9 protein-coding genes are annotated in these 14,142 nt (G+C 64.6%); 8 read left to right on the top strand and 1 reads right to left on the bottom strand.

Annotation, left to right across the window (positions count from 1 at the left end; genetic code table 11):
• Nucleotides 1-23: 23 nt before the first annotated feature.
• Entirely contained in the window at nt 24-506 is a 483-nt protein-coding gene (locus ACYU81_RS00190) for a redoxin family protein (protein WP_460985837.1), read from the bottom strand.
• A 137-nt stretch (nt 507-643) separates the two neighbouring features.
• On the opposite strand from ACYU81_RS00190, the gene ACYU81_RS00185 reads away from it, so the two are divergent.
• From ACYU81_RS00185 to addA, 8 genes are all read left to right on the top strand, one after another.
• Nucleotides 644-1,204 (top strand): YqgE/AlgH family protein, encoded by a 561-nt coding sequence (locus ACYU81_RS00185; RefSeq protein ID WP_449472372.1) that lies wholly within the window; start codon nt 644-646, stop codon nt 1,202-1,204.
• 362 nt (nt 1,205-1,566) lie between these two features.
• The gene (ahcY, locus tag ACYU81_RS00180) at nt 1,567-2,976 is read left to right on the top strand and encodes an adenosylhomocysteinase (protein ID WP_460985836.1); all 1,410 of its coding nucleotides are present in this window, start codon (nt 1,567-1,569) and stop codon (nt 2,974-2,976) included.
• A gap of 262 nt (nt 2,977-3,238) precedes the next feature.
• Nucleotides 3,239-5,587 carry a sensor histidine kinase gene (locus ACYU81_RS00175; protein ID WP_460985835.1) on the top strand — a complete coding sequence of 783 codons (2,349 nt, stop codon included), beginning with the start codon at nt 3,239-3,241 and terminating at the stop codon, nt 5,585-5,587.
• A gap of 13 nt (nt 5,588-5,600) precedes the next feature.
• Nucleotides 5,601-6,038 (top strand): tRNA (adenosine(37)-N6)-threonylcarbamoyltransferase complex ATPase subunit type 1 TsaE, encoded by a 438-nt coding sequence (gene tsaE, locus ACYU81_RS00170; protein WP_460988072.1) that lies wholly within the window; start codon nt 5,601-5,603, stop codon nt 6,036-6,038.
• A complete protein-coding gene (locus ACYU81_RS00165; RefSeq protein WP_460988071.1) occupies nt 6,035-7,021 on the top strand; it encodes an aminoglycoside phosphotransferase family protein in 987 nt (328 codons plus the stop codon). Before tsaE ends, ACYU81_RS00165 begins: the two co-directional genes overlap by 4 nt.
• A complete protein-coding gene (locus ACYU81_RS00160) occupies nt 7,018-7,728 on the top strand; it encodes a nucleotidyltransferase family protein (RefSeq protein ID WP_460985834.1) in 711 nt (236 codons plus the stop codon). Before ACYU81_RS00165 ends, ACYU81_RS00160 begins: the two co-directional genes overlap by 4 nt.
• A complete protein-coding gene (gene addB / locus ACYU81_RS00155) occupies nt 7,721-10,696 on the top strand; it encodes a double-strand break repair protein AddB (protein WP_460985833.1) in 2,976 nt (991 codons plus the stop codon). The genes ACYU81_RS00160 and addB overlap by 8 nt, the downstream gene beginning before the upstream one ends.
• The gene (gene addA / locus ACYU81_RS00150; protein WP_460985832.1) at nt 10,677-14,117 is read left to right on the top strand and encodes a double-strand break repair helicase AddA; all 3,441 of its coding nucleotides are present in this window, start codon (nt 10,677-10,679) and stop codon (nt 14,115-14,117) included. Before addB ends, addA begins: the two co-directional genes overlap by 20 nt.
• Nucleotides 14,118-14,142 lie beyond the last annotated feature (25 nt).

Raw genomic sequence — 14,142 nt, 5'->3', positions numbered from 1 at the left:
GAGGGCATCGCGCGGCCATCGCGTCAGAGCTGCCCCAGCAGATGATCAGCCGACGAAAGCTTGAACTCGCCCGGTGCCTCGACATTCAGTTCGGTCACCACGCCATCCTTTACGATCATGGAAAAGCGCTGGCCACGCGTGCCCATGCCAAACTTGCTGCCGTCCATCGTCAGGCCCGCAGCCTTGACGAAGTCGCCATTGCCATCCGCCAGCATGGTGACCTTATCGTCTGCTCCGGCTGATTTGCCCCATGCGCCCATGACGAACGCGTCATTGACGGCGGTGCAGGCAATCTCGTCCACGCCCTTTTCCTTCAGGGCGTCGGCCTTTTCCACAAAACCGGGGAGGTGCTTGGCCGAGCAGGTCGGCGTAAAGGCGCCGGGAACGGAGAAGAGCGCCACCGTCCGGCCTTTGAAAAACTCGTCGGAGGAAACTTGCTCCGGCCCATTTTCCGTCATCTTGGCAAAGGTGGTAGCGGGGATGCGATCCCCTTTTGCGATGGTCATATTCTGTCTCCTGCCGTTGATGAGGCGGGAGGTCGGCGCTTGGCGGTCCTGTGTCAAGGCGCGCTTACGTGTCGCATCGCCCCCGGTGAACGACAGCCCGCCATTGGCAAAGCCGCTGGGCAGCGTATATTCATCCTATGGATCAACTTCGCTCCTATGCCGGTCAGTTCCTGCTCGCTTTGCCGGGCATGGAAGACATGCGCTTCGATCATTCCGTGATCGCCATTTGCGTCCATGATGAAAATGGCGCTCTCGGCATCGCGGTCAGCGATGAAATCGAGGGCGTGGGGCTGCATGAACTGCTCGAAAGCTTTGACATCAACCCTGCCAATGTCCCCGACATACCCGTGCTTCGCGGTGGGCCGGTCGAACCGCGCCGGGGCTTCGTGCTGCATTCCCTCGATTGGAAAGGGCATGACATGGTGGAGGTCGGGGAGGACTGGGGGCTTTCCGGCTCGCTGGAGATATTGAAGGCGATCGCGGAAGGCACTGGTCCCAGTCGCTACATCGTCGCCCTCGGCTATGCCGGTTGGGGCGCAGGGCAACTCGATCAGGAGATGACCGGCGAAAGCTGGTTCCCGGCGACATGCAGCGCAGATATATTGTTCGACGTTCCGGCGGAAAAAAAATGGGCGGCGGCCTATGCCGCTGCCGGAGTCGATGCGTCTCATCTGGTGAGCGGCGCTGGCTCCGCCTGATCGCGTCGCATAATTTGCGAGATATTTTCCCGGTTCAACTGCGTAACGATGGCGCGGAACAGAGCTTGTTTCCGCATCGTAACTGAACATTTCCAGGTAAATTCCCGCTAACTGCCTTGGAATGTGACAAGCGCGGGGGCGCACCTTCATCCTCTAGAATTGCTCGGGGGTTCAAATCATGAAGAAGTTTGTCGTGGCATCTTTCGGGAGTCGCGGTCGCCTCTCGACCCGGAGAAGAGTGACATAAAGAAAACTTTATATTGAGTTGCCATCACCGGCGGCGATTGGTAAAGCGCAGGCCATCGCCGCCGTTTCGCCATGCGAGCGGCTCCGGCACATTCTAAACCGATGGAGACACGCTCGTGGCCACCGCACCCGCCACCCAGGCGCAGGACTATGTGATCGCCGACATCAACCTTGCCGCGTTCGGCCGCAAGGAAATCGAGATCGCCGAAACCGAAATGCCCGGCCTGATGGCCCTGCGCGACGAGTTTGGCGCTGCCAAGCCGCTGAAGGGCGCGCGCATCACTGGATCGCTGCACATGACGATCCAGACCGCCGTGCTTATCGAGACGCTGGCTGAGCTGGGCGCGGAAATCCGCTGGGCTTCGTGCAACATCTTCTCGACCCAGGACCACGCCGCCGCTGCCATCGCCGCGCGCGGCATCCCCGTCTTCGCCGTCAAGGGCGAGACGCTGGAGGAATATTGGGACTATGTCATCCGCATCTTCGACTGGGGTGACACGCCCTGCAACATGATCCTGGACGACGGCGGCGACGCCACCATGTTCGCCCTGTGGGGCGCGCGCGTCGAGGCTGGGGAAGAACTGTTCACGCCGGGTAACGAGGAAGAAGAAATCTTCGTCGCGACGCTCAAGCGCTTCCTGGTCGATCGTCCGGGCTACCTGACCAAGACCGTCGCCGCGATCAAGGGCGTGTCGGAAGAAACCACCACCGGCGTTCACCGCCTTTATGAGCTGGCGAAGAAGGGTAAGCTTCCTTTCCCGGCGATCAACGTCAATGACAGCGTCACCAAGTCGAAGTTTGACAATCTCTATGGCTGCAAGGAATCGCTGGTCGACGCCATCCGCCGCGCCACCGACGTGATGCTGGCTGGCAAGGTCGCATGCGTCGCGGGCTTCGGCGACGTTGGCAAAGGCTCGGCAGCCTCGCTCCGCAATGGCGGCGCCCGCGTGCTGGTGACCGAGGTGGATCCCATCTGCGCGCTTCAGGCCGCGATGGAAGGCTATGAAGTCGTGACGATGGAAGAGGCCGCCACCCGCGCCGACATCTTCGTCACCGCGACCGGCAATGAAGCCGTCATTACCGTCGATCACATGCGCGCCATGAAGAATATGGCGATCGTGTCCAACATCGGTCACTTCGACAGCGAGATCGAGATTGCCGGTCTTTCGAACATGAAGTGGACTGAAATCAAGCCGCAGGTCGACGAAGTCGAATTCCCCGACGGCAAGAAGATCATCGTCCTTGCCAAGGGCCGCCTGGTGAACCTGGGCTGCGCCACCGGCCATCCGAGCTTCGTCATGTCGTCCAGCTTCACCAACCAGGTGCTGGCGCAGATCGAACTGTGGACCAAGTCGGACACCTACAAGAACGACGTATACGTCCTGCCCAAGCATCTGGACGAAAAGGTGGCGGCGCTTCACCTCGAAAAGCTGGGCGTGAAGCTGTCCAAGCTGACCCCCAAGCAGGCCGCCTATATCGGCGTGACGCCGGAAGGTCCGTTCAAGCCGGATCATTACCGCTACTAAGCAAACTGGAAAGGGGGAGGCGAAAGTCTCCCCTTTTTTTATGCTCAGCCTCTCGTCATCCCAGCGAAAGCTGGGATCTATTGCCAACGGCGTCCGGCTGAGATGCCAGCTACCGCTGGGATGACAAAGATGAGGGCGTGTCCGTCTTGAAGGATCCGCGCATTTCTTCAAACTCCCCGCTTCACGCTGCTCCCGACTTGGGTTAGTCCCCTGATAATCATGCAATGGGGTGGCAGGTCGCGATGAGGGGTGAACAGGCGCAATGACGTCATTGACCCCATTTGCCGCAGTCATATTGGGGATCGTGCTGGCCGCGTGGCTGGCCGCCGCGGTGTGGGCGCTTTCGACCGGGCAGCGCATGCGTCGCGAAGGCACGCAAGTGCAGGGCAAGTTCGATCGCCTGTCCAGCCTGCTCGCCTCGGCACCCGCTGCACCCATCATCATTCATGCCGATGGCCAGATAGAAGCCGCCGACCGGCTCGCCAAATGGCTTGGCAAGGACCGGGTGCCCGCATTCGTATCCGAACTGACCGCGCCCGACGGCGGCCTGGAGCCGGAGGACGCGTCGGCCCTCGCGCAGGAAATAGCGGCGGCCCAGCGCGCCGGACGCAGCTTCGCCCTGCCTGTGCGGGGGGAGGGTTCCTCCCGGCTCCTGCTGGTGCGCGGCGCGCCTGCCGGGCCAGTGCTTGCCGAAAGCGGCGGCGTAGTCCTGTGGATATTCGACGCGACCGACAGCCAGTCGGAAATCCAGGCGCTGAAGAGCAAGGTCGAGCAACTGCGCGAAGCCCTGGAAGCGCTCGCGGGCCTTGTGGAAGCCGCGCCGTTTCCAATGTGGCATCGCACCGCCGACATGCGCCTCAGTCTGGTCAACGCAGCCTATGTCCAGGCGGTGGATGGGGCCAATGCGGCAGATGTCATCGCTCAGGGCACGGAGTTGGTCGAGGCGGTGGGCGGCCTCGGCCCTCAGTCATCAGCAGAGCAGGCGCTGACCGAGGATCGGGTGGTCGAGCGCATGGTGCCAGCGACAATCGATGGCGAACGCCGAACGATGCGGGTCGTCGATGTGCCGCTTGGCGAAGCTGGCGTCGCGGGTTTCGCGATGGACCAGAATGAGCTTGAACAGGCCCGCGTCGAGCACCGCCGCCTTGAAGCGGCTCAGCGCGACCTTCTCGATCGCCTCTCCGCTGGCGTGGCCCGCTTTGGCCCGGATCGCACCCTGCGTTTCTGGAATCAGCCATTTATGAGCCTGTTCGGGTTGGACCAGGAACATCTGGCGGACCAGCCCGTGTTTGAACGCGTCCTCGATCGCATGCGGGAGGCCCGCCGCCTGCCCGAACATCGCGACTTTCCGGCCTGGCGGGCGGAACGCCGGGACTGGTTCCTCTCCCCCGACCCGCGCGAGGAAAACTGGCTGCTCGCCGACGGCACGCATCTGCGCGTCTATGGTCAGCCATTGCCCGACGGCGGCCTGCTCCTGATATTCGAGGATCGGACGGAGCAGGTCCAGCTTTCCAGCGCGCGCGACACGCTGCTGCGAGTCCGCACAGCGACCTTCGACAATCTGTTCGAGTCGATCGGCGTATTTTCTTCCGATGGCCGCCTGTCGCTGTGGAACAGCCGTTTCCGCTCGATCTGGGAAATATCCGAAGATCTTCTGGCGCAGCACCCGCGCATCGACGAACTTCTCCGCGCCGTCCAATCCCGCCTCGCCAAGCCGCAGCAAGCCAATCTTGTCCGCGAACTGGTCCGCGCCGCGACAGTGGAGCGCAAGCAGCGCGTCGGCCATGTCGGTTTCGCGGACGGCCGCATCTTCGAATTTGCCGCCATCCCTCTGCCCGACGGCAATGCGCTTTTCACGATGCTGGACGTGACCGACAGCCGCCGTGTCGAGCAGGTGCTGCGCGACCGCAACGAAGCGTTGGAGCAGGCCGATCGGGTCAAGACCGCCTTCGTCACCAATATGAGCTATGAATTGCGCACGCCGCTCACCACCATCGCCGGCTTCGCCGAGATGATGAGCGCGGGCTACGCCGGAGACATGAGCGATTCCGCCAAGGAATATGTCGATGGCATTCTCCAGAGTACCAGTCGCCTGTCGATGTTGATCGACAATGTGCTGGACCTGACACAGGGAGAAGCCGGGACGCTCCCGATCGACCGTGCCCCTGTCGATCTCGCCGCCCTGGCAAAGGAAAGCATCGAGCGGATCGAGGCCGAGGCAACGGCCAAGGGCATCGACCTTGCGATCTCCCTGCATGAAACGCTGGGGAAGGTGGAAGGCGACAGCCGCCGGATAGGGCAGGCGCTCGACCATCTGCTTGAGAACGCCGTCTGCTACAGCGGACGTGGCGCGCGCGTATTGCTGCACGGCGACGGCAGCAGCGATTCCGCGCGGCTCGTCGTCTCCGACAACGGTCCAGGCATCAGCGCAAAGCGCCGCGCCACGATCTTCGATGCAGCCGCTCGCGCGGAACAGGCACGAAGCGGCGAAAAGGCCGGGATCGGCCTACCGCTCGCCAAGCAATTGGCAGAGGCGCATGGCGGCACCCTCCAGCTCGTGTCAGAGCCGGGGCAGGGCACCATGGCCGTGATCGAGCTACCCCGTGGCTGAGCAAAGCCTGACCATGCCCGACGAAGCGGCGATGCTGGCCCTCGGCCGCCGTCTGGCTGACTTGGCGCGCATCGGTGACGTCATCGCGCTGGAGGGCGGCCTTGGCGCGGGAAAGACGACGCTCGCGCGCGGCATATTGGAGGGGCTTGGCCTTGCAGGCGAGGCGCCAAGCCCCAGCTTCGCGATCGTCCAGCCCTATGATGTGCCGGAGGTGAAGCTGCCCGTCGCCCATGTCGACCTCTATCGCCTTGACGATGCGGAAGAGGCGCGGGAACTGGCTCTGGACGAATATCTGATGGACAGCCTGCTGATCGTCGAATGGCCGGATCGCCTGGGTCCGGATGCATGGCCGCATGCGCTGCGGCTCCACATCGACATCGAACCCGACGGCGCTCGGCGCTTGACAGTGCGCGTGCCGGACGCTTGGACAGAGCGATGGTCGCAGATATGATCCCGCCCGCTTCCGCTCCCGCCTTTCTCTCAGCTGCGGGGTGGGGTCATGCCGCTATCGTCCCGCTGGCGGGTGATGCGTCGTTCCGCCGCTACTTCCGCGTGGTCGATGGCGCGCGCCGTGCCGTGCTGATGGACGCGCCGCCGCCACATGAGGACCCGCGCCCGTTCATCGCCATTGCCGAACATTTGGTTCAGCAGGGTTTTGCTGCCCCGGCGATTCTTGGCCGCGATCTGGAACAAGGTCTGGTGCTCATTGAGGATTTTGGCGACTTGCGGGTCAAGGAACATCTGGATGATGTCCCCGCCGACGAGGAAGGCGTTTACAGCAGAGCAGTCGAACTGCTCGCTGATCTTCATCGCCAGCCTGCCGCCGACCTGCCGCCCTATGACCGCGCGGTCTATCAGCGCGAGGCAGGGCTGCTCACCGAATGGTATTGCCCCGCGATCGGCCTCCCTGTCGATACAGATGCCTATACACGGGCCTGGGATGCCGTGCTGCCGATCGTGGAGCAATCCGCCAGCCCCACAGTCACAGTGCTGCGCGATTATCATGCCGAAAATATCATGCTCATCGATCGACCTGAAGTGCGCGGGCTTGGCCTTCTTGACTTTCAGGACGCTCTGGCCGGGCATCCCGCTTATGATCTCGTGTCGCTGCTTCAGGACGCTCGGCGCGATGTGCCGCCGGAGGTGGAGGCTGCGATGATCCGCCACTATAAGGCAATCGCAAATCCCCCGGCCGACTTCGACGCTGCCTATGCTGTGCTGGGCGCGCAGCGGAATGCAAAGATCATCGGCCTCTTCACGCGCCTATGGAAGCGGGACGGAAAGCCACGCTACCTGTCCTTCCTGCCGCGCATGTGGGACCTGCTGGAACGCGACCTGGCGCACCCCGCGCTCGCGCCGGTAGCGGACTGGTTCGCCGCCAACATACCGGCAGAAAAGCGACACCTGGCGCTTCAGGATAACGCCCCCGCATGATCGACACGGCAATGCTGATGGCGGCTGGCCTTGGCAAGCGGATGCGCCCGCTCACCGCCACGCGCCCAAAGCCGCTGGTCAAGGTCGCTGGCAAGCCGCTGATGGACCATGCGCTGGACCGGCTGTCCGCTGGCGGCATCCGCAAGGTGGTGGTCAATGTTCATTACCTCGCCGACACGGTCGAGGCGCATCTCAATGCCCATTCGAACGGCATGCAGGTGCTGATTTCGGACGAGCGCCCCAAGCTGCTCGAAACGGGCGGGGGCTTGATCCATGCGCGTTCTCTGCTGGGGGACAAACCCTTCTTCTGCGCGAACAGCGACAATCTCTGGATCGACGGGCCGCAGGAAACGCTGAGCATGATGCAGCGCCTGTGGGACCCCGATCGCATGGATGCGCTGCTGCTGCTGGTGCCACTCGCCCGCGCTCATTGCCATACGGGACCGGGCGACTTCCACATGGACGCCTCTGGCCGGTTGAGCCGCCGCAAGACGAGCCATGTCGCGCCCTTCGTCTTTACGGGCGTTCAGATCCTTTCGCCCAGCCTGCTGGTCGATCCGCCATCCGACGTCTTTTCGACCAATATCTTCTGGAACCGCGCTATCGAAGCGGGGCGCCTCTACGGCGTTTCCCATCAGGGCCTCTGGTTCGACGTCGGCACGCCGCGCGCCATTCCTTTTGTGGAATCGATGCTCGCCTATGGGTGACCGCACCCGGCCCGCCTTGTTCAACATCCCAGCTCACCGCGCCTTTTCCGACGCCTTGGCAGCGGGCATAGTCGCGCAGCATGGCAGCGATCCCATGGCGCTGGCGCAGGGCATGATCCTGCTACCCACCAACCGCGCGATCCGTGCCGTCAGTGACGCTTTCGTCCGCCGATCGGGTGGAGGCCTGCTTCTTCCCCGATTGGTCGCGATCGGCGATCCCGATCTTGGCGAACAGGCAGGCGGTGCGCTCGATCCTCTGGCGGAGGGGGAGGCCATTCCCCCCGCGATCGCGCCCATGCGCCGCCAGATGATCCTGGCCCGCATGGTTCAGCAGGCATCCGGCCAGCCAATGGACGCCGCGCAGGCGATCAAGCTCGGTCAGGCGCTCGGCACGGTGCTCGACCAGATGCAGGTGGAGCGGGTGCCCATCACCGCGCTTTCCGAACTCACGCTGTCGGATGAACTGTCGGGCCATTGGCAAAGATCGCTCGATCTATTTTCCATCCTCATTCGCCGCTGGCCGGAGGAATTGGCACGGCTTGGCCTCATTGACCTGGCCGACCGCCGCAATCGCCTGTTCGATCGTCTCGCTACCCGCTGGGCTGCAGAGCCGCCGTCCGGCTTCGTGATCGCCGCTGGCATAGCCACGACCGCTCCGGCGGTTGCGGGTCTGCTTCGAAGGATTGCCGTCCTGCCGCGCGGCAGCGTCGTTTTCGCTGGCCTCGACCATGAAATGGACGAAGCCGCATGGAACGCCATCGGTCCCTTCGCGCCGGACCCCGTCACCGGCCGTGCGCCCCCTGCGCATGAAACCCATCCCCAATATGCCCTCAAGCGCTTGCTCAATGGAATGAGCGCAACCCGCGATGACGTGGCGCTCTGGCGCTGGGGCAGCGAGCATGATGCGCGCGCCGTCCGCAGCCGCAACATCTGCAACGCGATGCTTCCCCCGCGCCTGACCAGCCGTTGGCGCGATCTGAAGACCGCCGACCGGTCGCTTGCCGGAGTGGAGGCGCTGGAAGTCGCAACGCCGGGTGAGGAAGCTCAGGCGATCGCCATCGCCCTGCGTGAGGCGGTGGAAACGCAGGGCCGCACCGCCGCGCTGGTCACGCCCGACCGCCAACTTGCCACGCGGGTGTCGGCGCATCTGGCGCGCTGGGGAATATCAGCCGACGATTCCGCGGGCCTGCCGCTGTCTCGCTTGCCGCCGGGCACCTTGCTCATCGCGCTGGCCCAGGCGGTGGCCGAACGCTTCGCGCCCGTCGCGCTCCTGACATTGCTCAAGCATCCGCTGGTCATGCGCGGCGAAGGACGCCTTCCATGGCTGGAAGGCGTGCGCGGCCTTGATTTATTACTGCGCGGCCCGCGTCCTCCTGCGGGCCTTCAAGGGATCGACCTGCTCCTTGCCGAACGGGAAGGAGAGGATCGCCAGCAAACCTTGCGAGCCCAAACGCGGCAATGGTGGTCACAGGCGCGCGCGCTGCTCGAGCCGCTGGAGCAAGCCTGCGCCGCCGCCCCCACATTCGCCGCGCAACTGGCGGCCCTCCGCGAACAAGCCGGAGCATTGACCGGCGATGCCATATGGTCGGGTGTTCAGGGCCACGCCGCCGCCGACCTGTTCGCGGAAATGGAACAGGCAGCCCCCGAAGGCCCTCAGCAATCCGACATCCGCTCCCTCCCGACCCTGCTCGATAATATGTTGGGCGGCGTTTCGGTGCGCCCGGTTCAGGGCGGCCATCCGCGCATCTCCATATTGGGTCTGATCGAAGCCCAGTTGGTTCAGGCCGACCTCATGATCCTGGGCGGTCTTAACGAGGGCACATGGCCCGGCCTGCCATCACCCGATCCCTGGCTTGCCCCCCGCATCCGACGGGAACTCGGCTTGCCCGGCCTCGAAACCCGCATCGGCCGCGCCGCCCATGACTTTGCCAGCGCACTGGGCGCTCCCCATGTCCTCATCACCCGCGCGCGCAGAGGATCGGGCGGTCCCGCCATAGCCTCCCGCTTCTGGCTGCGCCTCAAGGCCATGACCGGTCCACAATGGAAGATCGCCGATCGTTATGTAGCGCTGGCGCAAGCACTGGACCGCCCAGCGCGGCACCAGCCAAGCCGCCGCCCCGCGCCAGTGCCACCCGCCTCGGTCCGCCCGAAGCTGATCCCCGTAACGGATGTGGACCGCCTAAAGGCTGACCCCTTCGCCTTCTATGCCAAGCGCATATTGCGCCTCAATCGCCTCGACCCGGTCGATGCAGACGCGGGTCCCGCATGGCGCGGCACGGCGGTCCACGAAATCCTCCAGCACTGGGCAGAGGCCGGGCGGCGCGATCCCGCCGATCTGGAAGCCCGCGCCCGCGCGATGTTCGACCGGCCCGATGTCCACCCGTTGCTGAAGGCGCTTTGGCAACCAAGGTTGATCGAGGCGATCCGCTGGATCGCTGCGGAGGTGGCTGCCGATCAGGCAGCAGGGCGCTCCATCCTGGCGGTGGAGACGGACGGCCGTGCGGAGATCGCTGGCGTGACCCTCACTGGTAAGGCTGACCGGATAGATCGCATGCCGGACGGCTCGCTCGCCATAGTCGACTACAAGACCGGCAAACCGCCGAGCGCCAAGCAGGTGAAGGCGGGCTATTCCCTGCAATTGGGGCTACTGGGCCTCATCGCCGAACAAGGTGGCTTCCCTGCCATCGACGGCGCTGGAACCGCAGGATGCTTCGAATATTGGTCCCTCGCCAAGAAGAACGACGCCTTCGGTTACCGGGAAAGCCCCGTCGATCCGATGGGGAAGCGAGACAAGATCGTGACATCGTCTTTCACCGCGCTCGTCCACGAATGGTTCGAGAAAATCGCCGGGGATTATCTGACCGGTAACGCCCCCTTCGACGCGCAGGTAAATCCCGAAGTCGCAAACTATGGCGACTATGACCAGCTGATGCGGCTGGAGGAATGGTATGGCCGCGACGATGTCTAGGAAGACCTCGGCCCTTCAACCCCTCGCGGGAGCGCAGGCGCGCGCTGCGTCGCCTGACGCGCATGTGTGGCTGTCGGCTTCGGCGGGCACAGGCAAGACGCATGTGCTGACCGCTCGCGTGTTCCGCCTGCTGCTACAGGGTGTGCGCCCTGAAAATATCCTCTGCCTCACCTTCACCAAAGCGGGCGCGGCGGAAATGGCCGACCGCATCCATGATCGCCTCGCCGCCTGGGTCCAGATGGAGGAAGGCGAACTGTTTGAGGATCTGGAGGCGCTGCACGAGGACAGCGGCCCGGAAGCCCGCGACCGCGCCCGCCGCCTCTTTGCGGAAGTGCTGGAATCCACCGGCGGCGGCCTTCGCATCCAGACCATCCACGGCTTTTGCCAGCAATTGCTGACCGCTTTCCCGCTCGAAGCTGACCTGCCACCGGGCTTCCGCCCCCTCGACCAGCGGGAGCAGGCGGCGCTCGCCCGCCAGACCCTGGCCGATCTCGCCGTGCGCGCGCAGGATCAGGGCGACGACCGGCTCATGGAAGCGCTTCAGGCAATCAGCCTGCGTCTGGGGGAAGGCGGCGCCGAACAATTCCTCCTGCGCTGCGCCGCCCATCTGCCCGCGCTGGAGCAATTGCCGGAAGACATCGCCGCCTCGCTCTATCGCGAACTTGGCCTTCCCGAAGGTGACGTCATCGCTCACCTCGCCAGCCAGTGCGAAGACGCGCAGTTCGACATGCGAACCCTCGCCTGGATCGCTCAGGCCAATGCCGATTGGGGCACCGGCCGCGCCCTGGAGCGCTGTGACCGCATAGCCCGATGGCGAGCCCTGAGCGCTCGCGACCGCGCGGAATCTTTGGAGGATTTGCACGCCGCTTGGGCGAAGAAGGACGGCGACCTCATTTCGACCAAGGGCTGGGTGCCCCCGGTCGATGGCTATGGAGAGGCAAGCGCGCGCCTTCACTCACGCTGCGCCGAGCTTTTGAATCTCAAAGCGCTCGCCGCCTATGCCGATTTGCTCGCCGAGGGGCTGCATGCAGGCCGCGCCTATGCCCGCGCCTATCATGAGGCGAAGCAGCTTGCCGGCGCCGTGGATTTCAACGACCTCATCGCCCGCACCGCCGACCTTCTGTCCCAACCCGGCATTGCCGACTGGATTCGCTACAAGCTCGACCAGCGCATCGATCACATCATGGTCGATGAGGCGCAGGACACGAACGTCAGCCAATGGCAGATCGTCGGCGCGCTCGCGGCCGAATTCTTCGCAGGGGAGGGGGCCAAGGGCGATCGCGTCCGCACCATCTTCACGGTCGGCGACTTCAAGCAGGCGATCTTCGGCTTTCAGGGCACCAGCCCGCAAGCGTTCGCAGCCGCGCAAATAGCCTTCCAGCGCCATGCGGAAGATGCCGACCACATCTTCCACGACCTGTCGCTCGAACGCAGCTTCCGCTCCACACCCGCCGTGCTCGATGTCGTCGATCAGACAATCGCGACCTTGAGCGCCGAGCGGCTCGGCCTCCTCTCGGGCGCCGTCCAGCACATCAGCGCCAACCGCTTCCCCGGCGAAGTCTTGCTATGGAAACCAGCCATCGCTGGCCTGTCCGACGACGCCGAAGGGGAGGAGGATTGGGCCGCCGATCAGGAACGCCAGCTCGCCCAGAATATTGCGCGGCAGATCCGCCAATGGATCGATGACGGCATGATGCTCGAAAGCCGTGGCCGCCCGGTTACGGCAGGCGATATCATGATCCTCGTCCGCCGCCGCAGCGAACTAGCCCGGCTGATCGTGGCCCGCCTCTATGAGGAGGGCGTCGCCGTCGCAGGCATTGACCGCCTTCGCCTGAATGCACCGCTTGCCGTGCGCGACCTCCTCGCCGCGCTCCGCTTCGCCGTTCAGCCTGAGGATGATCTCAATCTAGCCTCGCTATTGGTGTCGCCGCTGATCGGCTGGTCGCAGAACGACCTCATGGCCTGCGCCATGAACCGCCGCGTTGGGCTCTGGCAGCATCTCACCCGCACCCAGGACGAAGAGGCGCTTGCCCCGCTTCGCACCCTGCTGAACCGCGCCGACCTGACCACGCCCTATCGCTATCTCGAATTGATGCTGTCCGGCCCGATGGAAGGTCGCCGCCGCCTCATCGAACGGCTCGGCATCGAAGCCGCCGATCCGATCGAGGAACTGCTCAACGCCGCGCTCGCTTTCGAGACGGACGATCACCCCTCCTTGCAGCGCTTCGTGGACTGGTTCGACCGGGGCGAAGTGGAGATCGTCCGCGACGCGGCGGCGCAGGGCGATTCGCTCCGCCTTCTTACCGTCCACGGCGCGAAGGGGTTGCAAGCGCCGGTCGTCATTCTGGCCGATGCCTGCCTTGATCCCGATGCCGGGACACGCAGCGATTCGCTGGAATGGAACGGCCTGCCTATCCTCCCTCCCCGCAAGTCCGAGCGGCTTGGCCCCATCGGGCAGGTTCTGGAGGAAGCCCACGCTGCCGAACGGCAGGAGCATTGGCGGCTGCTCTATGTCGCGCTGACCCGTGCCGAGGAAAGACTGGTCGTCACCGGCTCGCTAGGCCCGCGCGCCCGTGGCATGCCACAACCCGAAAGCTGGTTCACGGCAGTCGAGAACGCCATGATCGCCCTTGGCGCGGAATGGGAGGACGATCATCTATGGGGCGCGCGTCGGCGTTGGCTGGGCGCAGAAGCCCTGTCTCCACGTGACCTCGAAAAGGCCGCCACGGTTGAAAGGGCGTCGCATGCCGAGCCCGCTTGGCTCCGTCAGCCCGCGCCAGAGGAAGCGCGCCCCCCCCGGCCCCTCGCACCTTCCGCTCCGGTAGAGGATGACGTGCCCTATCCCCCGCCCACGCCTGCCATGCGGGCGGCGAGCGAGCGGGGGCGCTGGCTGCACGCCTTGTTCGAGCGTTTGCCTGACGTTTCGCCCGAACAACGCCACGAACGCGCCGACCGCTGGCTCGAACAGCAGGGCGCGGCGGACGCATCACTGCGTCATGACGTCATCGCGCAGGCCCTCCGCGTCATCGAGGACAGCGACTTCGCTACGCTCTTCGCCCCCGGCGCCCTTGCTGAAGCGCCCGTGGCGGCGGTCGTCGGCGACATGGTGATCTCCGGCACCGTGGATCGGCTGTGCATCGCCCCCGATCGCGTGCAGGTCGTCGATTTCAAGACGGGCCGCATAGCGCCGCTCAGTGTGGAGGAAGTCCCCGCCGCCCATGTCCGCCAAATGGCAGCCTATGCCGCCGCGCTTCAGGTGATCTTCCCCGACCGGCGGATAGAAGCCGCGCTGCTCTACACCAGCGCCCCGCGCCTCATCACGCTTCCGCACGATTTTCTCGCCGCGCACAAGCCGGGCTTTCCCCCCGCGCAGGAGAATTTGCCGCTTTCACCCGTTGAGACGGACGCGTCACCGTCCTAGATATCCGCCCAACTGAAGGAGAAAT

It is taken from the genome of Sphingobium sp. TomTYG75, assembly GCF_054771635.1.
The sequence above is the reverse complement of the archived record's forward strand: the minus strand, read 5'-3'. Positions and strand labels throughout refer to the sequence as shown.

Coding starts and splice junctions, on each gene's coding strand:
- ACYU81_RS00190 (WP_460985837.1), bottom strand. CDS start 506: ATGACCATCGCAAAAGGGGATCGCATCCCCGCTACCACCTTTGCCAAG.
- ACYU81_RS00185 (WP_449472372.1), top strand. CDS start 644: ATGGATCAACTTCGCTCCTATGCCGGTCAGTTCCTGCTCGCTTTGCCG.
- ACYU81_RS00175 (WP_460985835.1), top strand. CDS start 3,239: ATGACGTCATTGACCCCATTTGCCGCAGTCATATTGGGGATCGTGCTG.
- tsaE (WP_460988072.1), top strand. CDS start 5,601: ATGCCCGACGAAGCGGCGATGCTGGCCCTCGGCCGCCGTCTGGCTGAC.
- ACYU81_RS00165 (WP_460988071.1), top strand. CDS start 6,035: ATGATCCCGCCCGCTTCCGCTCCCGCCTTTCTCTCAGCTGCGGGGTGG.
- ACYU81_RS00160 (WP_460985834.1), top strand. CDS start 7,018: ATGATCGACACGGCAATGCTGATGGCGGCTGGCCTTGGCAAGCGGATG.
- addB (WP_460985833.1), top strand. CDS start 7,721: ATGGGTGACCGCACCCGGCCCGCCTTGTTCAACATCCCAGCTCACCGC.
- addA (WP_460985832.1), top strand. CDS start 10,677: ATGGCCGCGACGATGTCTAGGAAGACCTCGGCCCTTCAACCCCTCGCG.